Raw genomic sequence first — 24,384 nt, forward strand, 5'->3', positions numbered from 1 at the left:
TTAGCTAACACTATTAGTCTAAGCTACATGCCGTGACTGACATTCCGGATCGCCGGGCGCGACGCAGGGCGGAGACGCGGGAGGAGATCCTCGGGCTGGCGCTCGACGTGATGGCCGAGGAGGGCGTCGCCGGGCTGAGCCTCGCGACCGTCGCCCGGCGGCTCGGCGTCCGGCCGCCGTCGCTGTACCGGTACTTCCCGTCGCGCGGCGCGGTGTACGACGCGCTGTTCGAGCGCGGCCAGCGGGAGTACCTCGACGCGGTCCGCGGGCCGGCCGGCTCACGATCGCCGGGGCTCGACGCCCTCGGCGCCTCCTACGAGGCGGGCGCCCGGTGGATCATGGCCAACCCGGTGCTCGCGCAGCTCCTGTTCTGGCGGCCGGTGCCCGGCTTCACGCCGTCCCCGGAGGCGTACGCGCCCGCCCTGGCCATCCAGGACCACTTCGCCGGCCTGATCCGGGCCGCGGTGGAGCGCGGCGAGCTGCACCCGGACGCGGCGGGCGACGACGGGCTCGCGCTGGCGTCGAGCCTGATCGCCGGCCTGGTGTCGCAGCAGCTCGCCAACCAGCCGGACGCGGGCTACGAGGACGGCCGCTTCACCCGCCTGGTGCCCCGGCTGCCGGCCGTCCTCGCGGCCGTCTACCCGCCGCGCTGATCGGCCCCGGCGCACTCGTCTACGCGGATTCGCGTACACGGGTGCATCGGTTGAGCGGACGACCGCGGCGGGGCGCGCGGCCAGACTCGGGTGCCATGCTCACTGTGCTGGTCAGGGCGTTCCGGGTGCCGGAGCTCCGCAGGAAACTGCTGTTCACGCTGGGTCTGCTGGCGCTGTTCCGGCTCGGGCAGCTCCTGCCCGCGCCCGGTGTGGACGTGGTCGCGGTCCGGCGGTGCCTCGGCACGGCCAAGGGCGGGCTCGTCGACATGGTGCAACTGCTCAGCGGGGGCGCGATGCTGAAGCTGTCGGTGTTCGCGCTGGGGGTCATGCCGTACATCACCGCGGGCATCGTCATGCAGCTGTTCGTGGTGCTGGTGCCGAGGCTGGCGGCGCTGCGCAAGCAGGGGCAGAACGGGCAGGCCCGGATCACCCAGTACACCCGCTACCTCACCGTCGGCCTGGCCGTGCTCAACGCCACCACCGTCACCGCGCTGGCCCGCTCGGGGAACCTGCTGCCGGGCTGCACGACGCCGCTGCTGTACGGCCAGAGCCTGCCGGCCGTCGCCGTCCTTGTGGTGACCATGGTCGCGGGGGCCTGCCTCGTCATGTGGCTCGGCGAGCTGATCACCGACCGGGGGATCGGCAACGGGATGTCGCTGCTGATGTTCACGCAGGTCGTGGCCGTCTTCCCGTCGTACCTGTCGACGATCTTCCTGGTGAGCCCGTTCTCGTTCGCGGTGATGCTGGTGACGGGGGTGTTCCTCGTCGCCGGCGTCGTGTACGTCGAGCAGGCGCAGCGCCGCCTGCCCGTGCAGTACGCCAAGCGCATGGTCGGGCGCCGCATGTACGGCGGGACCAGCACCTACATCCCGCTCAAGGTCAACCAGGCGGGCATCGTGCCGGTCATCTTCACCTCGTCGCTGCTCTACCTGCCCACGCTGGCCGCGCCGCTGCTGGGCGACGGGGCCGGCGGGTGGCTGGCGCGCGTGCTCGCCTCGGGGACGCACCCGCTCTACCTGGCCACGTACGTCCTGCTGATCGTCGGGTTCGCGTACTTCTACGTGTCGATCACGTTCAACCCCATGGAGGTGGCGGACAACATGCGACGGTACGGGGGCTTCGTGCCCGGGATCAGGCCGGGCGGTCCCACGGCCGGTTACCTGTCGTACGTGCTGTCGCGCCTGACCGCCGCCGGGGCGGCCTACCTCGGGGTGCTGGCGCTGCTGCCGATGCTCGCGTTCATGATCCTCAGGGATCCGGGGACGCAGCAGAACTTCCCGCTCGGCGGGACCAGCGTGCTGATCATGGTGGGAGTGGGGCTGGAGACCGTCAAGCAGATCGAGGCGCAGCTCCAGCAGCGCAACTACGAGGGCTTCCTGCGCTAGCCGCGAATCGCCCTAGGTCTGTCCGGGGACGGCCAGGCCCGCGCGCATGGCGAACACGACGAGCTGGGCCCGATCACGCGCCCCCAGCTTGACCATGGCCCGGCTCACGTGCGTCCGCACGGTGTCGGGGCTGATCACCAGCTCTCCGGCGATCTCCTCGTTGGACCGGCCGGTCGCCACCCACGCCACCATCTCCCGCTCGCGCGGGGTCAGCGTGTCCAGCCCCCGCACGGGCGCGACACCGGTCCCGCCGAACAGGGAGATGACCCTCCTGGTGATCGACGGGGACAGCAGGGCCTCGCCCGCCGCCACCACCCGGACCGCGCTCACCAGCTCGTCCGGGGCGCTGTCCTTGAGCAGGAAGCCACTGGCGCCGGCCTGGAGGGCGGCGAACACGTACTCGTCCTCGGCGAACGTCGTCACCACCACGATCCGGGTGCCCGCCAGGCCGGGATCGCCGGCGACGGCGCGCAGCGTCGCCAGGCCGTCCATGCCGGGCATCCGGATGTCGAGCAGCAGCACGTCGGGGCGGGTACGGCGGAGCAGGTCGAGCGCGGCGGCGCCGTCGGCCGCCTCACCGGCGCACTCCATGTCGGGCTCGCGCTCCAGCAGCGCCCGCAGGCCCATGCGTACGACGGCCTGGTCGTCGGCGACGACCACGCGGATCACGCGTCCTCCCCGGGACGACCCGTGACCGGGAAGCGGGCGAGGACGCGGAAGCCGCCGTCCGGTCGCGGGCCGGCGTTGAGGTGGCCGCCGAGGGCCGCCACCCGGACGCGCATCCCGTCCAGCCCGCGCCCGCCCGCGCCGGGCTCGCCGGCCCGTCCCGGGGTGCCGGCCGGGTGGTTGACGATCTCCACGATGTACGCGTCCGGCTCGGCGGCCAGCCGGACCCGGGTGGCGGCGGAGGGGCCGGCGTGGCGCAGGACGTTGGTGAGGGACTCGCGGACGACGCGGTAGACGGCGTCGTGCAGGCGAGCGGGCACGGCCGGATCGTCCGGCTGGACCTTCACGCGCAGGCCCGTGGCGCGCACTCCGTCGACGAGCGCCCGCAACCCACCGTCCGTGGGCCGCGTGTCCCACGTGCTCTCCGAGGGGCGGGGATCCAGGCGGTCGAGGGCGGTACGGAGCTGCGCCAGGGCGGTCAGGCTCGTCTCGCGGATGGCCCGTAACGAGGCGCGCGCCTGCTCGGGATCGTCGTCCAGCGTGACCAGGGCGACCCCGGCCTGCATGGCGATGGCCGCAAGCCCGTGACCGGCCGCGTCGTGGACCTCGCCGGCGATCCACGCCCGCTGCGCCGCGAACGCGTCCCGTGAGGTCTGGTGGGTCTGGTGGGTCTCCCCGGCGGGGAGGACGGTGGCGGCGGGCCGGGCCGGCGCCGGCAGACCCCATGCCTTGGCCGGCGCGGGGGGAGGGGATGGGAGAGCGGCCTCGGCGGCGGGCGGAGGGGGTGGGAGAGCGGCTTCGGCGGCGGCCGCGCGGGCCTGCGCGAGGCCGCTGAACGACCACGGGACGGCGAGCCAGCCGGCCCACACCAGCATCATCACGACCGGCACGTCGCCCAGCCGCGTCAGGCGTGCCAGCCGCCCGAACCGGCCGCGCGACCGATCGCCGCTGCGCGTGTCCTCGCTCACCGTCCCCCATCCGGCCAGGCCCGTATCGCACCGATCCTAGCCAGTTCGCGCACTCCCGGTGCTCCGGCGAGCGCGGCCCCGGGAGAAGGCGCGGACGGTCAGGCGGCGCCGGCCGTGAGCCAGCGGAGGGGGTTGTCGCGGGTGACCAGCCGGATCGTGTCCTCGTCCACCCCGGCCTCACGCAGGCGCGGCAGCACCGCCTGGAACACATGGGCGTACCCCGGCCCGCCGTACCTGCCGGTCTGCGCCACCCGGCTCGTCCCGGTGCTGACCAGCAGCCGCTCCGCGTGTCCCTCCTCGATGAGGCCGAGCGCGACCCGTACCGCGGCGTCCACGCCGTTGCCCAGCGCCGTCACGCTCACGTACGCGCCCGACTCGGCGATCTTGCGGGCGACGGGCAGGTCCGAGCCCGCGTACCCGACGCCGACGCGAGCCGCGGGCAGTCCCTGGGCGAGCAGGATCTCCAGCACGCCGAGAGAGTCGCGGCCGTGCGTGGCGACCGGCAGGCGGGTGGCGACGGAGGCGTGGGCGGCGGCGATGAGAGCGCGTTCCTCGGCGGGCGTGGGCTCGGCGCCCCAGCAGCCGACCTCGCCGATCACCCCCGGGAACACCCCCGTCCCGTCGAGCCCGTTCGAGATCTCGTCCATGAGCAGCCGGGTGAGCGTGGGCACGTCCGCGTCGCGCGCCGGCGAGAACGGCTCGCTGAACACGCCGGTCGAGGCGATCACCGGCACCCGGGAGGCGGCGGCGACGCGGGCCAGGGCGGCGGCGTCGCGGCCCATGCCGAGGCAGGTGAGATCGATGACGAGGTTCAGCCCGTCGGACAGGCGCAGGTCCCGGAGCTCGTCGACGACGGTGTGCTCCTCGTCGAGCCACCGGTACGGGTCGGACTCGATGCCGACCGCCCACCGCATGTCGGTGCGCAGGTGCTCGTGCGGGAGTACGGCGCCGTCCACCGAGGCAGCGCGGATGGGGCCGGTGACGGTGCGAAGCATGACCTCGGGCATAGCAGACATTAACCGATATTTGCTAAGTAGTGCCGCTTCGGCGAGAGATTTTACTTTAGGTCGGGTTTATAGATCATTATGCTTACGGTCGCATATGCCCTAGGCGTCGGCCGTATCCTTGGAGCACGACCGACTGTCCGGGGGGGCTGTGCCGATCCACGACTCAGAGACGGGGGGCGCCGACGCGGTGAAGGACGAGGCCGCACGCGCCTCCGACATGCCCGCGCGCCGCGGCGGCCTGAACGGCTGGCTGGACGGCGTCCGCTCCACCCGCACCGGCGCCCTCACCCTCAAGATCGTCATCGGCGTGATCGGCGCCGTCATGGTCATCGGGGGGCTGATCATGGTGCCGTTCCCCGGGCCGGGCTGGCTCGTGGTGTTCGCGGGGCTGGCCGTGCTCGCCACCGAGTTCCACTGGGCGCGGCGGGTGCTGGAGTTCGGCAAGCGCACCCTGCACGCCTGGACCGAGTGGTACAAGCGGCAGGGCTGGCCCCTCCGCATCGTCGTGCTGCTCGTCACGGTGGCCGTCGCGGCCACGATCGTGTACTTCGGCATGAAGGCCGTCGGCATCGACCTGCTCCTGCTGAGCCGGCGCTTCTTCTGATCTACCGAGACCGGCCCGATCCATACCGGGCCGCTATCGCGCGGGATATCGCGGCGAACGGTGTCTAGTGTGCGGGGCGTGTCCGCCTCCGCCGCCGCCGTGCTCACCCTGACGCTCCTCGCCGCGCCCGCCGCCCCGACGGTGCCCGCCGCCCTGACGGTGCCCACAGCTCCGACGGTGCCCACGGCTCCCGCCGCGCCCGTCGCGCCCACCGCGTCGCCTGCGCCGACCGCGCCCTCCCGGCGGGCCGCCGCGCTGCCGCTCCCCGGCGTGAACGTGACGTACCAGCAGCAGACCGGCGATCCCGTACGCCTCAGCGCGTACGGGCTCGGCACGAAGGCCACGTACGTGCGCGCGCGCACCGGCGACGCGTTCACCGCGCGGGCGGCCGTGTCCGAGGCCGTGGTCTCGCCCGACGGGCGCATCCTCGCGGCCGTGCCCACGGCCTACCGGGCGGGCAAGGACGCACTCCTCCTCACCGACCGGGCCACCGGCGCGCTGCGTCGCGTCCCCACCGTCGCCAAGCCGCTGACCGCCTCGTCGATCTCGTGGTCCCGGGACGGCAGGCGGGTGGCCCTGACCGTCGAGCGGAAGACCGGCGGCTCCTGGCGCACCGCCGGCTTCACCGTCGTGGACGTGGCGGCCGGCACCGCCCGCACGGTCGCGGTCGCCGGCGTGGACGCGCGGGCCGCCTTCGCGTGGACGCCCGCGGGCGACCTGATCGCCAGGCACGGCGACGGGCTGCGCGCCTACCGGGCCGCCGACGGCGCCGTTCTCAGCACGCACACCACGCTCGGCCGCCCGACCGGCCCCGAGGACCCGTACTCGCCCTCCGGCCGCCGCCTGGCGCTGTGGTGCCCGCCGCGCTCCGCCGAGCGCCTCTGCGTCGCCGACCCCGCCACCGGGCAGATCATCAAGCCGGTCGCGGTACGGCCGACCGCCCTGTTCGGCTGGTGGGACGAGGACCACGTCATCGCGGTCATGCCGCAGGGCGGCGCCTACCGGCTGACCGTCGTGGGCCTGGACGGCAGGGCCTCGCGGGTGCTGGCCGCCGTCCCGGCCCGCACGTGGACCGCCAAGCTCTGGCTGACCTTCAACCGCGCGGCGACCGGCGGCACCGCCGCCACCGGCGCGCTTCCCGGCGGCGTCTGAGCCGGACAGGCCCGTCCGGTCGCGTGCGCGGCCGGACGGGCCGGGTGCTCAGAGGTAGAGCCCCGTGCCGTGGTCGGTCTCCTGCGTCGCCACCGCGTGCAGGTCGCGCTCCCGCATCACCAGGTAGACCTGCGCGTGCAACTCCACCTCGAACTGCTCCTCGGGGTTGAGCAGGACCTTGTCGCCCACCTTGACCGAGCGCACGTTGGACCCGACACCGCAGACCTCTCCCCAGGCGAGCCGGTTGGCCAGCTTGACGGTGGCCGGGATGACGATCCCCGAGCCGCTCCGCCGTTCCTCGGCGTTCTGCTCCAGCCGGATCATCACCCGGTCGTGCAGCATCTGAATCTCGAACTTGGGCTCTGCCACGGGCCAAGTTTACGGGCGATCGCGGCACGGGGATCAGGGCAGGGCCGGTTCGGCCAGGACGGCGGCGTGACTAGGGTTGCCTCATGCGCGAGGTGGAAGCCCGGGTCCTGGATGCCGTCGACGACCCCGGCACGGTGAGCCTGCTGGCCGAGACGGTCAGGGTGCCCAGTATCACGGGGACCGACGCCGAGTCGGAGCTCCAGCACCGCTTCGCCCGTCTCCTCACCGAGGCCGGCCTCGACGTGGACGTGTGGAAGGTCGACATCGAGGGGCTGCGGGCCCGCGACGGCTTCCCCGGCACCGAGGCGCCCCGCTCCGAGGCGTACGGCGTGGTCGGGGTGACCGGCGGCGAGGGCGCGCCCGCGCTGGCGCTCCAGGGCCACGTCGACGTCGTGCCCACCGGCGACCTGGCCAAGTGGGAGGGCAACGACCCGTTCGCCGCGCGGGTCGTCGGCGACACCCTGCACGGCAGGGGCGCCTGCGACATGAAGGCCGGCCTGGTGGCCAACCTCGCCGTCGTCCGCGCCCTGCGCGCGGCCGGGGTGCGGCTGGTCCGGCCGCTCGCCGTGCACTGCGTGGTGAGTGAGGAGGACGGCGGGCTGGGGGCGTTCGCGACGCTGGCCCGGGGCCACACCGCCGAGGCGGCCGTCCTCACCGAGCCCACGAGCGGCACGGTCATCACGGCCAACGCCGGGGCGTTGACGTTCCGGCTGGAGGTCTCCGGCCGGGCCGCGCACGGCGGCGCCCGGACGGAGGGCGTCAGCGCGATCGAGGTGTTCTGGCCGGTGTTCGAGGCCATCCGGCGGGTGGAGGCCGAGCGCAACCGCGACGTGCCGCCCCTGTACGGGGACAACGCGCTGCCGTACCCGATCGAGATCGGCACCGTGCGGGCCGGCGACTGGGCGAGCACGGTGCCGGACCTGCTGGTCGCCGAGGGGCGGCTCGGCGTGCGGCTCGACGAGGACCCGGCCGACGCGCGCGCCGCCCTGGAGGAGGCGGTGCTGGGCGCGGCGAGCCCGTGGCTGCGCGAGAACCCGCCTGTGGTGACGTGGCCGGGCGGCCAGTTCGCCAGCGGGCGGCTGCCCGAGGGGCATCCGCTGCTGGGGGAGGTGAACCGGGCGGTCGCCGACGTATCGGGCGCCTGGCCGCGCGAGGCCGCCGCGCCGTACGGGAGCGACCTGCGGCTGTACGCGGCGGGCGGCATCCCGTCGCTGCACTACGGCCCTGGTGACGTGCGGTTCGCGCACGCCCCGAGGGAGCAGGTGGAGCTGTCGGAGCTGCGCGAGGTGACCCGCGCCCTCGCCCTCCTCGCGCTCCGCGTCTGCGGCGTCCGCTAGGACCGGCGCCGCGACGCCCCGGACACGGACGCCCGCTCCGGCGACCTGGAGGCCTGCTCCGGCGACGTGGAGGCCTGCTCCGGCGGCACGGACGCCCGCTCCGGCGACTCCGGGGCGCGGCGGCGGGACTCCGGGATGACGAGCGGCGTCCCCGACTGCGGGTCGGTGATGATCTCGCAGCGCAGGTCGAACACCCGCGCCACCAGCTCCGGCGTCAAGATCGCCGCCGGGTCCCCCTCGGCGACGATCCGGCCGTCGCGCATGACGACGAGGTGCGTGGCGTAGCGGCACGCCTGGTTCAGGTCGTGCAGCACCGCCACCATCGTGCGGCCGGCCTCGTGCAGGTCGGCGCACAGGTCCAGCACCTCGATCTGGTGCGAGATGTCGAGGAACGTCGTCGGCTCGTCCAGCAGCAGGATCGGCGTCTCCTGGGCCAGCGCCATCGCCAGCCACACCCGCTGCCGCTGCCCGCCGGACAGCTCGTCCACGATCCGCTCGGCCAGCCCCGTCACGTCGGTGGCGCGCATGGCCTCGGCCACGGCGGCCTCGTCCGCGCGCGACCACTGCCGCATGAGCCGCTGGTGCGGGTACCGCCCCCGGGCCACCAGGTCGGCCACCGTGATGCCGTCGGGCACGATCGAGCTCTGCGGCAGCAGGCCGAGCCGGCGGGCCACCTCCTTGGACGGCAGCGAGGTGATCACGCTGCCGTCGAGGTGGACGGCGCCCTTCTTCGGCTTCAGCATGCGGGCGAGGGCGCGCAGGAGCGTGGACTTGCCGCAGGCGTTGGGGCCGATGATCACGGTGAACGACTCGTCGGGGATCGTCACGTCCAGGCCCTCGGCGACCACCCGCTGGTCGTAGGCGAGCGTCAGGCCGGACCCCGAGAGCCGGGCGGCGGGCGTGGACGGGAGCATCAGCGGCGGTCCTTTCCCGGCGGGAGCATCAGTGACGGTCCTTTCGCAGCGCGGGCATCAGTGACGGTCCTTTCGCGGCGCGAGCATCGGTGGCGCCGGCATCAGTGGCGGTCCTTGCGGAGCAGGAGGGCGAGGGAGACGCCGCCGATCGCGGCGGTGAGGACGCCCACGGGCAGCTGGGCGGGCGCGATGACCCGCTGCGCAGCCAGGTCGGCCGCCGTCAGGAGCACGGCGCCGGTGAGCGCCGAGGCGGTCATGGTGACGCCGGAGGAGCGGGTCAGCCGCCGGGCGAGCTGCGGCGCGGCGAGGGCCACGAAGACGACCGGCCCGGCGGCGGCCGTGGCCACACCGCACAGCAGCACCCCGGCGACGACGGCCGCCGCCCGCACGGTCTCCACCCTGATCCCCATCGAGCGGGCCGCGTCGTCGCCCATCTCCATCATCCGCATCGGCCGGGACACGTACGCGCAGACCGGCAGCAGGACGGCCACCGCCGCGCCGACCGGGATCGCGTGCTCCCAGCCGCGCCCGCCGAGGCTGCCGGTGAGCCAGGCGCCGGCGGTGGCGGCGTCGTTGATGTTGGCGCGGGTCAGCAGGTACGAGTTGACGGAGACGAGCAGCGCGTTCGCGCCGATGCCGACGAGCACGAGCCGGTAGCCCTGCACCCCGCGCCGGAACGCCAGCCCGTACACCAGGGCGGCCGTCACCACGCAGCCCGCCAGCGAGCCGCCCGCGATGTGCAGCGCGGTGCCGCCGGCGACGACGGCGAGGATGCCGCCCGTAGAGGCGCCGGCGGTGAAGCCGATGAAGTCGGGGCTGCCGAGCGGGTTGCGGGTGAGGCTCTGGAAGATCGCGCCGCTCATCCCGAAGGCCGCGCCGACCAGCAGGCCGGTGACGACCCTGGGGGCGCGCAGCTTGGACACGATGAGCTCGGCGACGGGCGTGCCCTGCCCGAACACCGCCTTCAGCACGTCGGGCACGGGCACGGTGAACTCGCCGGTGGAGATGGCCAGCACGGCCACGACGAACCCGGCGACGACGAGCCCGAGGCAGGCCGACAGCGCCCGGGGCGCCGGCCGTACCGACCAGGACCCGAGACGCGCCACCCGCCGGGGGCGGGCAGGGGAGGGGGAGAGGGTCACGAAAGAGCTCCAGCGCGGGACGGGGGGAGAGTCATGGGGGCGTCACAGGGCGGCGAGCCGCCTGCGCCGGGCCATCAGGATGAAGACCGGGGCGCCCAGCAGCGCGCACATGATGCCGACCTGCACCTCTCCGGGCCGCGCGATGAGCCGTCCGACCACGTCGGCCGCCAGCAGCAGCGCCGGAGCGGTGAGCACCGTGTACGGCAGCACCCACCGCTGGTCCCCGCCCACCACCGCGCGCACGGCGTGCGGCACCGCGAGGCCCACGAACCACAGGGGCCCGGCCGCCGCGGTCGCCGACCCGCACAGCAGGGTCACGGCCACGCCCGCGAGCAGGCGGGTCCGGCCCACGGCCACGCCGAGGGCCCGGCCGGTGTCGTCGCCGAGCGACAGCAGGTTGAGCGGCCGGGCCAGCAGCAGCCCGATGACGATGCCCGCGACCATGAACGGCGCCAGGCGCACCAGCGTGGCCGCGTCCTGACCGGCCAGCGACCCGGTCAGCCAGAACCGCATCCGGTCGAACGTCTTGGCGTCGATCCGCAGGAGCGCCGAGCACGCGGCGGTGAGCGCCATGCCCACGGCGACGCCCGCCAGCGCGAGCCGCACCGGGGCGGAGCCGGAGCGGCCCGCCGAGCCCAGCGCGTAGACGAGGACGGAGGCCACCGCCGCGCCCCCGAAGGCGAACCACACGTACACGGCCGGGTCCGAGAGCCCGAGCAGGGCGAGCGCCACGGTGACGCCCAGGGCGGCGCCCTGGTTGACGCCGAGCAAGCCGGGGTCGGCCAGCGGGTTGCGGGTGAGGCTCTGCATGATCGCGCCGGCCAGGCCGAGCGCCGCGCCCACGCCGATGCCGAGCAGCGCGCGCGGCACCCGCAGCTCGCGGATCACGGTGTGGTCGCTGGAGGCGCCGGGGGCGAGGAAGGCGTCGATCACCGTGGACAGCGGCACGGAGCGGGCGCCCAGCGCCACGCTGGCCAGCGCGACGAGCACCAGCACGCCGAGGGCGGCCACCAGGCCGGCGGTCAGGACCGCCGTCCGGCCGCGCCCCGTCGCCCCCGTCGGAGGGCTCTCCGCCGGCCGGCCGGGCATCGCGGGCGGCGATTCGATCTGATGGGCCGGGCGCACCCACCCCCCTCTCCTGGCGGTCAAACTTAGGTAAGGCTAATCTCATCACGCACGATGAAGGCAAGCCTAACCTTAGGAGTGGGAAATGTCCGAACCGGTACTGGCCCGCAGGGGCTTCCTCGTGGCGGCCGCGGGCCTGGCGGCGACGCTGACCCTGGCGGCGTGCGGGTCCGGCACCGGAACGGGGACCGCGGCGCCGAGCGGTTCCGCCGTACCGAGCGGGTCCGCCGGAGGGCCCTGGACGTTCACCGACGACCGCGGCCGCAAGCTGGAGCGACCGCGGCGCCCGGCGCGCATCGTGGCCCAGGTCGGCTCGGCCGCCGCGCTGTGGGACTTCGGGGTGCGGCCGGTGGCGGTGTTCGGCCCGCACAAGCTCAAGGACGGCAGCAGGGACCCGCAGGTCGGCAACGTCGACATCACCAAGGTCGAGGGCCTGGGCAACGTGTGGGACGAGTTCAACGTCGAGAAGTACATCTCGCTCCAGCCCGACCTGCTGGTCAGCAACATGTACGAGAAGGACACCCTCTGGTACGTCCCGGAGAAGTCCAAGGACACCATCGAGCAGGTCGCCCCCACGGCCGGCATCATGCTCACCGGCGCGAGCGCCACCGACGTGATCGGCCGCTACGAGGAGCTGGCCACCTCCCTCGGCGCCGGCATGCAGGGCGTCCCCGAGGCCAAGGCCCGGCTGGAGGCCGCCACGAAGGAGCTGGCCGCGTTCAAGGACCTGAAGATCCTCATGCTGTCGGGCGGCGCCGACGCGCTGTGGATCGTCAACCCGCCGGAGTACCCCGACATCGTCCACCTGACCCGCAACGGCCTGAACGTCGTGACCCCGTCCAAGGTGGACGAGGGCGGCTTCTTCCAGACGCTGAGCTGGGAGAACGCCGACACCTACGACGCCGACGTCATCCTGTACGACACCCGCAGCCAGGCGCTCCAGCCCGCCGAGATGATGAGGAAGCCGACCTTCGCCAAGCTCCCGGCGGTCAAGGCCGGGCAGCTCTACCCGTGGCGGGCCGAGACGCCCTTCAGCTACCAGGGCTACGCGGCCTTCGTCGAGGGGCTCGTGGCCGACCTGAAGAAGGCTAGTAAGCTGCCCTGACCTCGACGATCTCCGCCAGCGGGAACTCGAGGTAGTCGCCGGCCTCCTCGCACCAGGCGTCGAGCGCGGCGCCCTTGAGCTCGCCGTGGCTGATGGTGGCGGTCAGCCCGCCGGTCAGCGTGATGCCGGCCCGCACCCCGCGGTCCACCACGAACCCGAGCAGCGACTGCTGCGCGGTGGGCAGCCGGCTCGCCATCCGCCCGATGACGGCCCAGGTGCGGCCGGCCGGCTGCGCGCTCTGGCCGGCCGCGACCAGCCGGCGCGCGTGCTCGTACGGGTCGGGTGTGGGGTCGGCGACGATGTGCGCGAGGCCGTCGGGCCCGGCCAGCGCGGCGGCGCCGGACGGGACGGGCCGCTCGGGCAGCTCGGCCACCTGGCCGCCGGGCAGCAGGACCAGCTTGCCGCCCGCCGGCGGCTCCTCGGGCCGGACCCGCCGGATGGTGATCTCGCCGGTGTCGGCGACGGGCACCGGGGCGTAGCCGTTGTCGCGCAGCACGGCGAGCGTGCGTTCGGCGTCGGCCGAGCCGACCAGCACCGTGGGGGCCAGCAGGCGCAGCCCGAGGCGGGTCAGCCGCCGGTTGGCGGCGATCTCGGCGAGCAGCGCCGGGTCGGACGCCTGCACCACGCAGCCGACCGTGGTCACGGTCACCTCGCCGTGGCGGCGGGCCACGTCGCGCACGAGGTAGTCGAGCGGCTGCGGCACGGTGCCGACGGCGGCCAGCTCGTCCAGCAGCTCGTCGGCGTCGTGGCCGTGGTCGAGCGCGCCGCGCACGCTCTCGGGCGTGAACCGCCACACCGAGGCCGACCCCCGCGACTCCCGCTCGGCCACCCGGTCGAGCAGCGCGGCCAGCTCGGCCGCGGGCGGCCCGGTGACCACCGCGGTCAGGTCGGGGCCGAACAAGGCGCTCCTGCGCACGCTGGCCAGCGCCCGGGTGGACGCCTCCACCAGCATCGGGTCGTGCTCGACGAGGGGGACGGCCTCGTCGTTCTCGTCGCCCGCGCGCGCGGCCAGCCCGGCCAGGGCCCGGCCGAGGTCGGTGAGCGAGTCGTTGGCGATCAGGCCGAGCAGCCGCGCCTCCTCCAGCGCCGCCGAGGCGCACTCGCCGAGCATCTCCCGGTCGAGCAGCGGAGCGTGCCAGTGCACGTTGGCGATCAGGCCGGCGCGGTCGGCGAAGGCGGTGCCCGACGGCAGGTGGGCCAGCACGGGCAGCACCGCCCGGCGGATGCGGGCCACGGCCGGGCCGGACCGGTCGTCGCCGAGCAGGGTGCCGTACCTGCCGTCGAGGCGGCGCAGCGACGAGCGCTCCATCCGCCACCACGCCGACAGCAGCACCCGCAGCCGCGCCGCGCCCTCGTCGAGCCGCCACCGGTCGAACCGCTCGGTCGGCACCATGCCGCCCGCCTGCTCGTCCCAGGCCAGCAGCCGGGCCACCGCGCAGATCTCCAGCAGCAGCCGGGTCTCGTCCTCGTCGCAGCCGGTCTCCTTGGCCACGCGCCGCACCTCCCGCACGCCCACGCCGCCGGTCTTGAGCAGCGGCAGCGGCGTCTTGGAGATGTTGTCGAGCAGGGCCGCGCACCGCTCCACCACGTGCGGCGCGGCCAGCGTCATCAGGTGGTCGACCTCTTCGGGGTCGATGGGGATCGTGGCCACCTCGGGCGGCTCGGGTGTGAACGGCGGACGATGGCCGGGGCCGCGCAGGCACAGCGCCACCTCGCGCGGCATCTCGGCGACGTGCCAGCTCGGCCGGTAGAGCAGGCCGTGGTCGGCGCTCCACTTCTCGGGGGTGCCGGGCGTGACGAACCTGCCGCCGTCCACGTCGCGGACGGGGCCGCTCCAGGCGAACTCGTCCAGCAGCTCGCGCGTGCCCTCGGGGGCGTGGCGCAGCAGCGCCGCCAGGTGCGCCGGGTCGGCGAGCACCTCGCTGACCCGGGCGATCGCGCGGCGCTTGTGGCCGCCCGAGGGCAGGCCGAGGCGGCGGGCCAGGGCGCGCAGGGTGTCGAGGCTGATCGTCCAGGAGTTGAGGTAGTGGTCGAGGGGCTCGCCGAGGCCCAGCGGGGTGGGCCACCAGCGCGCGACCGCCTCGGCCAGGTGGATCGCGCCTTCGGCGTCGGGCCAGGCCAGCGCGTGGTCCTGCAGCCGGTCGAGCCAGGGAGTCAGCTCCCCGAGCGGCACGCCGAGGAACTCCGCCACCCGCTCCGGCGTGGCATGGCGGACCACGAGGGACGCCTGGGCGAGCTCCAGGCAGGGCAGCGGCAGGCCGCGCAGCGCCTCCATGACGGCGAAGCCGTTGGACAGCCGCTGGGCGAGCGTGTCGAGCCGCCGCGGCCAGGGCGCGGCGATGGCGTCGGGCCGGTTGGAGAGAATGCGGCCGAGCCGGTCTTCGTCGAGTGTCCGCAGCCAGCCGAGCAGGTGATCATCCATCGGTCAGCACTCTCAGGGGTCGCGCGCGGGACTCACCGTGAGCCATGAGCATCCACGGTAGTGCAGATCACCCCCGGTCAGGTGAGGACTGCCCAGACGATCTTCCCTTGTGGTGCGAGCGCCGACCAGCCCCAGCGCAGGCTCAGGGATTCGACGATGTGCAGCCCCAGCCCGCCGGCGTCGAGGGGGCCGGGATAGCGCAGCACCGGCACCTCGGAGGCCGGGTCGGTGAACGCGCTGGTGACCAGTGACCCCCGGCGTACCAGTGACATGTGCACGGGCGGGCAGGAGCCGGGATCGGAGACGTGCAGGCCGTGGCGGAGCGCGTTGGTCGCCAGCTCGGAGACGACCAGCTCCATGTTCTCGGTGAGCTCCTCCAGCTTCCAGCCGCTCAGCGCCCCCATGGCGAAGGCGCGTGCCGCGTGCACGGAGGAGGGGGTGGGGGGAAGGACGAACGTGGCGCTCGCGGACGGCCCGGGGGCCAGCAGATCGCGCGCCGCCTCGGGCCACCAACCGACGGGGGGCCACCAGTCGAACGTGGTCCATTGGCCGGAAGCCAGGGTGGGTTGCACATAGATCATTCTGCGGCAAACTCTCGTGCAGGTGCAAGGGCGAATGCACGTGCAGAGGGTGCGTGCAGGCGCTACGGTTTCCCTCAAATGGTCAAACCGGCGGGAAAGGGGATCTTGGCCGCGGTTGATGATCTTTCGACCGTGAAGTGACAGACTAGGTGTCAAGGAAACGACCAAGGAGCAGCGCGTGTCCATTGATCCGCCGGGTTCTGGTTCGACCGTCAGGCGCATCATGCTCGGGGCGAGTCTCAGGCGCCTGCGCGAGGCCAGCGAGCTCACCCGCGACCAGGCCGGATTCCACATCCGGGCGTCCGAGTCCAAGATCAGCCGGATGGAGCTCGGTCGCGTCGGATTCAAGACACGTGATGTCGAGGACCTGCTCACCCTGTACGGCGTCGTCGACGACGCCGAACGCCGTGCTCTGCTGGAGATGGTCCGCGAGGCCAACACCCCCGGGTGGTGGCACAAGTACTCGGCCGTGCTGCCCTCGTGGTTCACCACCTACGTCGGGCTGGAGGAGGCCGCGAGCGTGATCCGCACCTATGAGGTGCAGTTCGTGCCCGGCCTGCTGCAGACGGCCGCCTACGCGCGCGCGGTCTTCCAGCTCGGCAACCCCGATGCCGGCCCCGCGGAGATAGAACGCCGCGTGCATCTGCGCATGCAGCGGCAGGAGCGCTTCACCCAGAAGGACGGGCCGCGCCTGTGGGCCGTCATCGACGAGGCGACGCTCAAGCGGACCATCGGCGGGCGGGACGTCATGGCCGAGCAGCTCCAGCACCTGCTGGAAGTCGCCGCACTGCCCAACATCACCCTCCAGGTGATGCCCTTCAGGTACGGCATGCACGCCGCTGAAGGGGGCGCGTTCAGCATCTTGCGGTTTCCCGAGTCCGATTTGTCGGACGTTGTCTATGTCGAGCAGCTCTGGGGTGCCCTATACCTGGACAAACGTGAGGACATCGACCCGTACCTCACGGCCATGGAGCAGTTATGCGTGGAGAGCACCACGCCCGGGGGCACCGTCGAGCTCGTCGGCGGTCTTCTCAGAAAGATGTAGATGAAGCAGACCTACAACGGCATGCCCGCGACCGACCTGAAGCAGGTCGCCTGGCGTAAGAGCCGCTACAGCAACTCGCAGGGCAACTGCGTGGAGCTCGCCCAGCTTCCTGACGGCGGCGTCGCGGTGCGCAACTCGCGTTTCCCCGACGGTCCGGCCCTGATCTACACCCGTGACGAGATCCGGGCCCTCGTGCTCGGGGTCAAGGACGGGGAGTTCGACGGGCTCCTGGTCTGAGGGGGGCGATCCGAGGGCCGGTCTGAGGGGGCCGGTCCGATGTGTCCGGTCCGACGGGACCGTTCTGATGGGGGTGGCGTAACCGCGTGTTAACCTCCGGCGCGCCCGCTTAACGGCGGCGCGCCGGGGGCGTAACGGTCCCGCCCCGCGGACCGGACAGGATGCGGTCCATGCTCGACCAGATGACCCTCTATCCGATCGCCGACGACGTGCTCTTCGCACCGGGCGGCAAGGTCGTGATCCGCACGTACGGCGTGGCGCCGGCGGAGTCCGGAACCGTCTCCTACCGCACGTGGGTGACCGGCATCCGCGACCAGCCCCGCTACTGGCACTGGGGCCACTTCGAGGACGCGGCGTCCGGCCACCGCCGGGTGCTGGAGTGGCTGACGGGCAGGGGGCCGCAGCCCGCCCAGTCGCTCTCCTGACCCTGCCCGCGTCTCCTCCGGCCGTGTTACGCTCACGCCTGAGCCGAGCAATCGCTTGGTCACGTGAGGTCGAGGAGGCGTGGTGCGCCGGGCCATCTACCTGATCGAAGAGGTCGACTTCCGCCCCATGAACTCCCGGCGGCCCCTGGAGTACCTCACCTGGCTCACCCGCTACAAACGCGAGGACGAGTCCCTCGAACGCCCCACCCTGACCACCGGGACGTCCATCAGGTCCCGCGACATCGACCTCGCGGGCGCCTTCTACGCGGTCGGCATCACCGGCCACCCCCAGTTCAAGGCCGTCACGCTGTGGGAGTGCCACGGCGGCTGGGACGGCGGCTGGCGGCAGATGATGAACATCTACCGCGGCGTGGACGACCGCCTCTTCCTGTCGGACATCGACGACCTGCGCTTCTCCGCCTTCTCCCGCCCGCTCGGCGCCGTGCCGGGCACGCCGTCGCTCGCCGGCGTGGGGCGCGCCGAGTTCTACCTGTTCGAGAGCGCCCGCGTACGGCCCGGCGCCGCGCTCGACTACCTGGAGGCGGTGCGCACCGAGCGGGCGCCCCTGATGGCCGAGCACGGGCACGAGCTGGTCGGCCTGTACGAGGTGCTGTTCTGCGACACCGAGGCGGTCACGATCTGGGGCGTCTCCCTGGACGACCACCTGCGCACGCAGCGCGCCCGCGACGCCGCGCTCGGCCTCGACGACGAGGCGGAGCCCGACGACCGGCTGCTGACCTGGGCCAAGAGGGCCCGCGACCACCTGGACGGGCCGTGGCGCGAGACCCTCCTCGCCCCGTTCCCCGGCAGCCGCCTGGCCCCCTGACGAAGGCTCAGGCCGGGGTGACGGGAGCGTTCCAGGTGACGACGACCGGCTCGCCGTGCTCGAAGCCGAGCCGCGAGTAGGTTCCGGTCTCCAGCTTGAACAGCCGCCCGTCCTCCGGCGGCAGCCGCAGCCACCGGGCCGCGATCACCCTCAGCATGTGACCGTGGGCCACCAGCGCCACCCGGCCCTCCGCGGCCAGGGCCCGGGCGATCACGCGGTCGGCCCGCGCGCCCACCTCGGCCACCGTCTCGCCGGGATGCTCCGCGTCGCCCGGTGTCACGCCGTCACGCCACAGGTACCAGCCGGGCCGCGTCTCGCGGATGGTCGGCGTGGTCACGCCCTCATAGCCGCCGTAGTCCCACTCCCACAGATCCGGGTCCACCTCGTACGAACCGAGCCCGGCCAGCTCGGCGGTGCGCCGGGCGCGTCCCGCCGGCGAGGTGAGCACCAGGTCGAACACGCACTCCTTGACCAGGGGGGCGAGCGCCCGCGCCTGCTCCTCGCCGTTCGGCGTCAGCGGCACGTCGGTACGCCCCGTATGCCTGCCGGTCCGGCTCCACTCGGTCTCACCATGCCTGAGCAGCAACATCTCATCCATGCCTCCCATCATCCGGCACGCTTGACCTCAACTTCACTTGAGGGACCAGTCTGGGGCCATGGACGCGATCACTCTTGCCGCCTACGGTCCCCCCGAGAACCTCCGCCTCGTCACCCAGCCCGACCCCGAGCCCGGCCCCGGCCAGGCGCGCGTGGCGGTGCGCGCCGCGGGCGTGCACTTCATCGAGACCCTGCTGCGGCGCGGCGTGCCGGTCGGCCCGCACCCCGCGCCGGCGCTGCCGGTCGTCCTCGGTGGCGAGGTGGCGGGCGTGGTCGACGCGGTGGGGGAGGGCGTCGATCCGGCCCTGCTGGGCGCCCGCGTGGTGACCGGCGACCTGGAGTCCGGCGGCTACGCGTCATTGGCGGTGGTGGAGGCGGCCTCGCTCCTGCGGCTCCCCGCGCACGTGTCGTACGGGGCGGCGGTGGCCATGGTCACGACCGGCACGACCACGATGGGCCTGCTGGAGCTGGCGCCGGTGACGGAGACGGACGTGGTGCTCGTCATGGCGGCGGCGGGCGGCGTGGGGACGCTGCTCGTGCGGCACGCCCGTCAGGCCGGGGCGGCGGTCGTGGGGGCGGCGGGCGGACCGGCCAAGGCCGAGCGGGGCGCAGCGCTGGGCGCCGCGCTCGCGGTGGACTACCGCGAGCCCGGCTGGGCCGACGTCGTACGGGAGCGGGCCGGCGAAGTGACGGTCGTGTTCGACGGCGTGGGCGGGCGGCTGGGCGAGGAGGCGTTCGGCCTGCTCGCGAAGGGCGGGCGGCACGTGGTGTACGGGCAGGCGGCGGGGGAGTGGTTCCGGCCGGCGGAGGAGGAGCTGGCGGCCCGCGGCGTCACCTCCCACGACGGGATCGGCCACCTGCTGTCCCGGCCGGGCGGCCTCGGCGACCTCGTGGAGTCGGCGCTCGCGGAGGCGGCCGCGGGGCGGCTGGAGCCGGCCGTCCAGGAGTTCCCGCTGCGGGAGGCGGCCGCCGCCCACCGCGCCCTGGAGGAGCGGCGCACGATGGGCAAGGTCGTCCTCACGGTGTGACGCGGCGGTCCGCGGCGCTCACGTCCCGGCGAGCCGGTCGTCACGGGGCGGGGACGTGCCGGACGCGCTCACGTCCCGGCGAGCTCCTCCGCGACGGGGGTGAGGACGCCGAGGTCGCGCTCGTGGTGGACGACGAAGTAGGACAGGTCGTGCTCGTCGCGCCAGTGGCGGAGCCGGTCGGCGATGTCGCGCCGCGTCCCCAGCAGCACCTGCGGCGTCCCCTCCAGTCGCGAGCTGTCGGCGGCGCTCCACGCCTCCTCCGCCCTGCGCTCGCCGGCCTGGAGCACGCTGGTCCCCAGCTCCAGCCGGTCGTAGCGCTCGCCCGCCGCCTCCCGCACGGTCCGCAGCTTGGCGAGGTACGCCTCCGGGCCCCCGTCGCGCTCGTCGGGCCCGCTGCCGTCGCCGCGCACCCGCGTCGTCAGGTGGACGACGTCCGCCTCGCGGGCCGCGAGCCGCAGCATCCGCCGCCCGCCCGCGCCGAGCAGCAACGGCGGGTGCGGGCGGCTGACCGGCTTGGGCCACTGGTCGAGGTCCCGGACGCGGTAGTGGGCGCCGTCGAAGGAGAACGGACCCTCGCCCCACAGCCCCTTCAGTACGGCCAGCGCCTCGGCCAGCCGCTCCACCCGGACCCCGGGCGGCTCCAGCGCCATCCCGGCCGAGGCGTAGTCGCCGGCCATCCAGCCGGTGCCGAGCCCGACCTCCAGCCGGCCGTCCGACAGCAGGTCCAGCGTCGCCGTCTCCTTGGCCAGCACGGCAGGGTGCCGGAAGTCGTTGGCGAGGACCAGCGTCCCCACGCGCAGCCGGCTCGTCGCGCATGCCGCCGCGGTCAGGGCGGCCACGGGGGCGAAGCGGGGGCCGAGCAGGTGGTCGGGCACCAGGAGCACGTCGAACCCCGAGCCCTCCAGCCGCCTGGCCTTCTCGGCCCACTCCTTGCCGGACCCGGCCTGCCGTATCACGGCACCGAACCTGAATCGCCGCACGGTGGGCCTCCCCTCTCGTACCAAGCGCTTGGTGCAGGAGTGTACGCCGCGCGCCCGGGAATCGCCTCCGGCTACTTACCAAGCGCTTGCTTCTGGTGCGAGACTGGCCGCATGGACATCCCGGTGCGCCAAGCGACGGACGACGAGGTGAGGTTCTTCCACCGGCACGGCTGGGTCCGGCTCCCCCGGCTGGTGCCCCCGGACACCGTGGCGGCCCTGCGCGAGCGGGCGGCCGGCTACCTGGAGGCCCGCCGGAGGGAGCACGCCACGCTGGTCGACCAGGCGTTCGGCCAGTCACGCGACATCGCCGAGAGCGACGAGGCGTTCCGCGCGCTCGCCCTCGCCCCGGTGATGGGCCGCAACGCCACCCGCCTGCTCCACGGGGTGCGCGACGTCCGCGTCCAGGTGACCAACCTGCTCGTCAAGGAGCCGGGGGAGCACGGCGCGACCGAGTTCCACCAGGACTTCCCGTGGATGCCGATGGACCGCTCGGCCATGCTCACCGTCTGGCTCGCCCTGGCCGACGTGCCCGCCGACATGGGTTCGCTGCGCTTCTACGCCGGCTCCCACCGGCACGGCGTGCTCGGCCGCAGCTTCACCCGGACCGGCGACGACCAGCTCACCCAGCACCCGTGGCTGAAGGACCTGGAGCTGTCGCCCCCGCTCGACCTCCAGGCGGGGGACGCCACCGTCCACCACGCCCTGACCGTGCACGGGGCGCCCGCCAACCGGCGCGAGAGGGCCCGGCTGTCGTTCACGGTCACGTACTTCGACGCCGACGCCCTCTACACCGGCACGCCGTACCGGCAGACCGACGGGCTCGGCCTGGAGGTCAACCGGCCGTTCGACCATCCGAGGTTCCCGTGCCCGAGACCGTGAGAGGACCCGTCGCCAATCTCGGGGCGACGCTCATGCACGAGCACGTCTTCGGGCTCAGCCCCGAGATCCTCTGGAACTGGCCGGACATCCCCGAGGGCTGGGACCTGGAGACGCGCGCCCGGGAGGCCGCGGCCAAGCTGGACGCCGCCGGGGCCGAGGGCATCGACACGATCGTGGACCTCACCGTGGTCGGGCTCGGCCGGCACGTCCCGGCCGTCCAGCGGGTCGCCGAGCTGACCCGGGTGAACATCGTGGCCGCCACCGGCCTCTACACCTACGACGCGCTGCCGCCGTACTTCGGCAACCGCGGCCCCGGCACGCTGTTCGGCGGGCCCGACCGGCTGGCGGAGTTCTTCGTCCGCGACCTCACCGAAGGCATCGGGCGTACCGGGGTGAAGGCCGCGATCCTCAAGTGCGCCACCGATCAGCCGGGCATGACCAAGGGCTGCGAGCGGGTCTTCCGCGCGGTGGCCGAGGCGCACCTGGAGACGGGCGCGCCCATCACCACGCACTCCCACAGCCCGAGCCGGGGCGGCCTGGAGCAGCAGCGGCTGCTCGCCTCGCTCGGCGTGGACCTCGGCCGGGTCGTCATCGGCCACGCGGGCGACTCCACCGACGTGGCCTACCTTGAGGAGCTGGTCGCGAACGGCTCCTTCATCGGCATGGACCGCTTCGGCATCGGCACCATCAGCCCGTTCGCGGACCGCGTCGCGGTCGTGGCCGCCCTGTGCGGGCGGGGGCACGCGGGCCGCATGGTGCTCGGCCACGACTCGTACTGCTTCAACGACCGCTTCGACGCCGAGGTCGTACGCCGGCGCCACCCCGACTACCACCTGCTGCACGTCTCCCGTGACGTCCTGCCCGAGCTGCGCAGGCGCGGCGTCACCGAGGAGCAGATCCACCAGATGCTCGTCGACAACCCGCGGAGGATCTTCGGATGATCGAGGACTTCGACGTCGCCTCGGACTGGCACGTCGCCTCGCCGTACGCGTTCCTGGCCAGCCTGCGCCGGGAGCGGCCGGTGTTCCACAGCGGGCACCTCGGCGCGTACGTGCTCACCCGCCACGCCGACGTGCGCGCCGCGTACGGCGACCCGCGGCGCTTCTCCTCCAAGGGCTCGCTCACGATCTCCCGCAGCCTCACCCGGGAGACCCGCGAGAAGCTGGGCGAGCACGGCTCGTTCCTGTCGAGCTTCGTGGCCAACGTCGACCCGCCCGACCACACCCGGTTGCGCCGATCGGTGTCGCGGGCGTTCACGCCGCGCGCCGTGTCGGCGATGGAGGAGACGTTCCGGCGGCTGAACGAGGAGCTGGTCGACCGGATCGAGCCCCGGGGCCGCGCCGACTTCGTGACCGACCTCGCGCACGAGCCGTCGATCAAGCTGACCGCCCGCTTCATCGGCGTGCCCGAGGCGGACGAGGCGTTCGTGCAGGCGCACGTGAAGGACTGGTTCCAGCTCTTCCTGTCGCCGCAGCCGCCGGAGCGGCAGCTCGAACTGGCCGACAGCTTCCTCACCTACCTCGGCTACGTGGACCGCCTGGTCGCCGCCCGCGCCGGGCAGCCGCGCGACGACTTCACCTCGCTGATGACCTCGCTCATCGGCACCGAGCTGACCCACCGCGAGGTGGTGGAGCTGATCTCCACGATCCTGCTCGGCGGCAACGACACCGTCCCCAACCAGCTCGGCAACTCCGTCCTGCGGCTGCTGCGCGAGAAGGCGTGGCCGGTCCGGCCCGCCCTGATCCAGAACGCGGCCGAGGAGTGCATGCGGATCGACGGCGCCTCCCTCGGTTCGTTCCGGTACGCCACGACCGACGTCGTCCTGCACGGGGAGACGATCCCGGCCGGGTCGCTGGTGCTGCTGTCGACCGATTCGGCGGCCCACGACGAGACGGTGTTCGCCGACCCGGAGCGGTTCGTGATCGACCGGCCCAACGCGGACGCGCACATGGTGTTCGGGTACGGGATCCACTTCTGCGTCGGGGCCGCGCTCGGCCGGCTCCAGCTCCGCACGGCGCTGGAGGTGCTCGGACGGCGCCTGCCGGGGCTTCGGCTCGCCGCCGGTCAGGAGATCGCCTACCGCCGCTCCATCGTCGGGCGCGGGCTGCCGTCGCTGCTGGTGGAGTGGTGACGGCGGGCCGGCCCCTCGACGGGCCGCGCGGGCCCGGCGGGCGCTTCGACGGGCGGGTGGCGTTGGTGACCGGCGCGGGCTCCGGCATCGGCGCGGCGTGCGCCGCGCGCCTGGCCGCCGCCATCCGGAGCGGTGGCGGCACAGCCACGGCCCTGACCTGCGACGTGTCGGACGAGGAGCAGGTCGCCGCCGCCCTGGCCGAGCTGCTCGCCTCGTACGGGCGGCTGGACGTCGTCCACTCCAACGCGGCGGCGCTCGGCCGGGACGTGTACGGCCGCGACCAGCACCTGGAGACCCTCGACGCGGACGTGTGGGACCGGACCATGGCGGTGAACCTGCGCGGCCCGATGCTGCTGGTCAAGCACGCCGGGCCGCGCATGGCCGACGGGGGCGCCTTCGTCCTCACCTCGTCGGTGTCGGGGCTGACGGGCGACCTGGACCACGCCGCGTACGGGACGTCGAAGGCGGCGCTGAACGGCTTCGTCCGCTACGTGGCCACGACGTACGGGCCGCGCGGCATCCGCTGCAACGCGGTCGCCCCGGCGCTGGTGCTCACGGACGCCGCCCGGCTCGCCCTCGGCCCGGACCGGATGGCCGACAAGGCGGCGGAGCGGCTGCTGCCGTGGGCCTGCACGCCGGGGGACGTGGCGGACCTGGTGGCGTTCCTCGCCTCGGACGAGGCGCGGTGCGTCACGGGCCAGACGGTCGTGATCGACTGCGGGACCCTGGCCCACCGGCCGGAGCACGCCGTCCACCAGTGGCGGCTGGGCGGCGCCCCATGAAGACGCGAAATATCCCATAGGGTC

Annotated in this window: 26 protein-coding genes; 15 read left to right on the top strand and 11 right to left on the bottom strand. The window is 73.7% G+C overall.

What is annotated here, in order from left to right:
- The first annotated feature begins 32 nt into the window (after positions 1 to 32).
- Entirely contained in the window at positions 33 to 653 is a 621-nt protein-coding gene (locus MTP10_RS36860) for a TetR/AcrR family transcriptional regulator (RefSeq protein WP_310715851.1), read from the top strand.
- Between the two features lie 95 nt (positions 654 to 748).
- The gene (secY, locus tag MTP10_RS36865; RefSeq protein ID WP_310715853.1) at positions 749 to 2,038 is read left to right on the top strand and encodes a preprotein translocase subunit SecY; all 1,290 of its coding nucleotides are present in this window, start codon (positions 749 to 751) and stop codon (positions 2,036 to 2,038) included.
- Between the two features lie 12 nt (positions 2,039 to 2,050).
- Here secY and MTP10_RS36870 read toward each other — a convergent pair whose 3' ends face one another.
- From MTP10_RS36870 to MTP10_RS36880, 3 genes are all read right to left on the bottom strand, one after another.
- Entirely contained in the window at positions 2,051 to 2,707 is a 657-nt protein-coding gene (locus MTP10_RS36870; RefSeq protein WP_310715855.1) for a response regulator transcription factor, read from the bottom strand.
- The gene (locus MTP10_RS36875; RefSeq protein ID WP_310715857.1) at positions 2,704 to 3,672 is read right to left on the bottom strand and encodes a histidine kinase; all 969 of its coding nucleotides are present in this window, start codon (positions 3,670 to 3,672) and stop codon (positions 2,704 to 2,706) included. The genes MTP10_RS36870 and MTP10_RS36875 overlap by 4 nt, the downstream gene beginning before the upstream one ends.
- A 98-nt stretch (positions 3,673 to 3,770) precedes the next feature.
- Positions 3,771 to 4,667, bottom strand: a complete 897-nt coding sequence (locus MTP10_RS36880; RefSeq protein WP_310715859.1) for an aryldialkylphosphatase — start codon at positions 4,665 to 4,667, stop codon at positions 3,771 to 3,773.
- Positions 4,668 to 4,827: 160 nt separating this feature from the next.
- Here MTP10_RS36880 and MTP10_RS36885 point away from each other — a divergent pair, with 160 nt between their 5' ends.
- Positions 4,828 to 5,283 (top strand): TIGR02611 family protein, encoded by a 456-nt coding sequence (locus MTP10_RS36885; protein WP_310715861.1) that lies wholly within the window; start codon positions 4,828 to 4,830, stop codon positions 5,281 to 5,283.
- Positions 5,284 to 5,361: 78 nt separating this feature from the next.
- A complete protein-coding gene (locus MTP10_RS36890) occupies positions 5,362 to 6,435 on the top strand; it encodes a hypothetical protein (RefSeq protein ID WP_310715863.1) in 1,074 nt (357 codons plus the stop codon).
- 48 nt (positions 6,436 to 6,483) lie between these two features.
- On the opposite strand, the gene MTP10_RS36895 is transcribed toward MTP10_RS36890, so the two are convergent.
- Positions 6,484 to 6,804 (bottom strand): co-chaperone GroES, encoded by a 321-nt coding sequence (locus MTP10_RS36895; protein WP_310715865.1) that lies wholly within the window; start codon positions 6,802 to 6,804, stop codon positions 6,484 to 6,486.
- Between the two features lie 83 nt (positions 6,805 to 6,887).
- On the opposite strand from MTP10_RS36895, the gene MTP10_RS36900 reads away from it, so the two are divergent.
- The gene (locus MTP10_RS36900) at positions 6,888 to 8,141 is read left to right on the top strand and encodes an ArgE/DapE family deacylase (protein WP_310715867.1); all 1,254 of its coding nucleotides are present in this window, start codon (positions 6,888 to 6,890) and stop codon (positions 8,139 to 8,141) included.
- On the opposite strand, the gene MTP10_RS36905 is transcribed toward MTP10_RS36900, so the two are convergent.
- The 3 genes from MTP10_RS36905 to MTP10_RS36915 all read right to left on the bottom strand — a co-directional run bounded on the left by MTP10_RS36905 (position 8,138) and on the right by MTP10_RS36915 (position 11,322).
- Positions 8,138 to 9,055 (bottom strand): ABC transporter ATP-binding protein, encoded by a 918-nt coding sequence (locus MTP10_RS36905; RefSeq protein WP_310715869.1) that lies wholly within the window; start codon positions 9,053 to 9,055, stop codon positions 8,138 to 8,140. The two genes, MTP10_RS36900 and MTP10_RS36905, sit on opposite strands and share 4 nt — an antisense overlap.
- Positions 9,056 to 9,156: 101 nt before the next feature.
- Complete coding sequence (locus tag MTP10_RS36910) at positions 9,157 to 10,197, bottom strand: iron chelate uptake ABC transporter family permease subunit (RefSeq protein ID WP_310715871.1); 1,041 nt, start codon at positions 10,195 to 10,197, stop codon at positions 9,157 to 9,159.
- Positions 10,198 to 10,239: 42 nt separating this feature from the next.
- Positions 10,240 to 11,322, bottom strand: a complete 1,083-nt coding sequence (locus MTP10_RS36915) for an iron chelate uptake ABC transporter family permease subunit (RefSeq protein WP_310715873.1) — start codon at positions 11,320 to 11,322, stop codon at positions 10,240 to 10,242.
- Positions 11,323 to 11,407: 85 nt separating this feature from the next.
- On the opposite strand from MTP10_RS36915, the gene MTP10_RS36920 reads away from it, so the two are divergent.
- Positions 11,408 to 12,427 (top strand): ABC transporter substrate-binding protein, encoded by a 1,020-nt coding sequence (locus tag MTP10_RS36920; RefSeq protein ID WP_310715875.1) that lies wholly within the window; start codon positions 11,408 to 11,410, stop codon positions 12,425 to 12,427.
- Here the strand turns inward: MTP10_RS36920 and MTP10_RS36925 are convergent.
- Both MTP10_RS36925 and MTP10_RS36930 read right to left on the bottom strand, forming a co-directional pair.
- A complete protein-coding gene (locus MTP10_RS36925) occupies positions 12,411 to 14,849 on the bottom strand; it encodes a helicase-associated domain-containing protein (RefSeq protein WP_310715877.1) in 2,439 nt (812 codons plus the stop codon). The two genes, MTP10_RS36920 and MTP10_RS36925, sit on opposite strands and share 17 nt — an antisense overlap.
- A gap of 77 nt (positions 14,850 to 14,926) precedes the next feature.
- Positions 14,927 to 15,430 (bottom strand): ATP-binding protein, encoded by a 504-nt coding sequence (locus tag MTP10_RS36930; RefSeq protein ID WP_310715879.1) that lies wholly within the window; start codon positions 15,428 to 15,430, stop codon positions 14,927 to 14,929.
- A 223-nt stretch (positions 15,431 to 15,653) separates the two neighbouring features.
- Between MTP10_RS36930 and MTP10_RS36935 the strand changes: the two genes are divergently transcribed.
- The 4 genes from MTP10_RS36935 (at position 15,654) to MTP10_RS36950 (ending at position 17,963) form a co-directional block, all read left to right on the top strand.
- On the top strand, positions 15,654 to 16,475 hold the full coding sequence (locus tag MTP10_RS36935; RefSeq protein WP_310715943.1) for a helix-turn-helix transcriptional regulator: 822 nt from the start codon (positions 15,654 to 15,656) through the stop codon (positions 16,473 to 16,475).
- Complete coding sequence (locus MTP10_RS36940) at positions 16,476 to 16,712, top strand: DUF397 domain-containing protein (protein ID WP_113703532.1); 237 nt, start codon at positions 16,476 to 16,478, stop codon at positions 16,710 to 16,712.
- A 170-nt stretch (positions 16,713 to 16,882) separates the two neighbouring features.
- A complete protein-coding gene (locus MTP10_RS36945; RefSeq protein ID WP_310715881.1) occupies positions 16,883 to 17,137 on the top strand; it encodes a hypothetical protein in 255 nt (84 codons plus the stop codon).
- An 82-nt stretch (positions 17,138 to 17,219) separates the two neighbouring features.
- Positions 17,220 to 17,963 (top strand): hypothetical protein, encoded by a 744-nt coding sequence (locus tag MTP10_RS36950; protein ID WP_310715883.1) that lies wholly within the window; start codon positions 17,220 to 17,222, stop codon positions 17,961 to 17,963.
- A gap of 7 nt (positions 17,964 to 17,970) precedes the next feature.
- On the opposite strand, the gene MTP10_RS36955 is transcribed toward MTP10_RS36950, so the two are convergent.
- The gene (locus MTP10_RS36955; protein WP_310715885.1) at positions 17,971 to 18,561 is read right to left on the bottom strand and encodes a histidine phosphatase family protein; all 591 of its coding nucleotides are present in this window, start codon (positions 18,559 to 18,561) and stop codon (positions 17,971 to 17,973) included.
- 58 nt (positions 18,562 to 18,619) lie between these two features.
- Between MTP10_RS36955 and MTP10_RS36960 the strand changes: the two genes are divergently transcribed.
- The gene (locus MTP10_RS36960) at positions 18,620 to 19,588 is read left to right on the top strand and encodes a zinc-binding dehydrogenase (RefSeq protein ID WP_310715886.1); all 969 of its coding nucleotides are present in this window, start codon (positions 18,620 to 18,622) and stop codon (positions 19,586 to 19,588) included.
- 68 nt (positions 19,589 to 19,656) lie between these two features.
- On the opposite strand, the gene MTP10_RS36965 is transcribed toward MTP10_RS36960, so the two are convergent.
- Complete coding sequence (locus MTP10_RS36965; protein ID WP_310715888.1) at positions 19,657 to 20,568, bottom strand: TIGR03621 family F420-dependent LLM class oxidoreductase; 912 nt, start codon at positions 20,566 to 20,568, stop codon at positions 19,657 to 19,659.
- 111 nt (positions 20,569 to 20,679) lie between these two features.
- Between MTP10_RS36965 and MTP10_RS36970 the strand changes: the two genes are divergently transcribed.
- Genes MTP10_RS36970 through MTP10_RS36985 form a run of 4 tightly spaced genes read left to right on the top strand, consistent with a single transcriptional unit; the run spans position 20,680 to position 24,360 of the window.
- Positions 20,680 to 21,447, top strand: coding sequence for a phytanoyl-CoA dioxygenase family protein (locus tag MTP10_RS36970; RefSeq protein ID WP_310715889.1), 768 nt, complete (start codon positions 20,680 to 20,682; stop codon positions 21,445 to 21,447).
- On the top strand, positions 21,432 to 22,388 hold the full coding sequence (locus tag MTP10_RS36975; RefSeq protein ID WP_310715891.1) for a phosphotriesterase-related protein: 957 nt from the start codon (positions 21,432 to 21,434) through the stop codon (positions 22,386 to 22,388). The genes MTP10_RS36970 and MTP10_RS36975 overlap by 16 nt, the downstream gene beginning before the upstream one ends.
- Positions 22,385 to 23,578, top strand: coding sequence for a cytochrome P450 (locus MTP10_RS36980; protein ID WP_310715894.1), 1,194 nt, complete (start codon positions 22,385 to 22,387; stop codon positions 23,576 to 23,578). The genes MTP10_RS36975 and MTP10_RS36980 overlap by 4 nt, the downstream gene beginning before the upstream one ends.
- Positions 23,575 to 24,360, top strand: a complete 786-nt coding sequence (locus MTP10_RS36985) for an SDR family oxidoreductase (protein ID WP_310715896.1) — start codon at positions 23,575 to 23,577, stop codon at positions 24,358 to 24,360. Before MTP10_RS36980 ends, MTP10_RS36985 begins: the two co-directional genes overlap by 4 nt.
- Positions 24,361 to 24,384: the final 24 nt, after the last annotated feature.

It is taken from the genome of Nonomuraea sp. 3-1Str, from assembly GCF_031570565.1.
Classification (GTDB): Bacteria; Actinomycetota; Actinomycetes; order Streptosporangiales; family Streptosporangiaceae; genus Nonomuraea.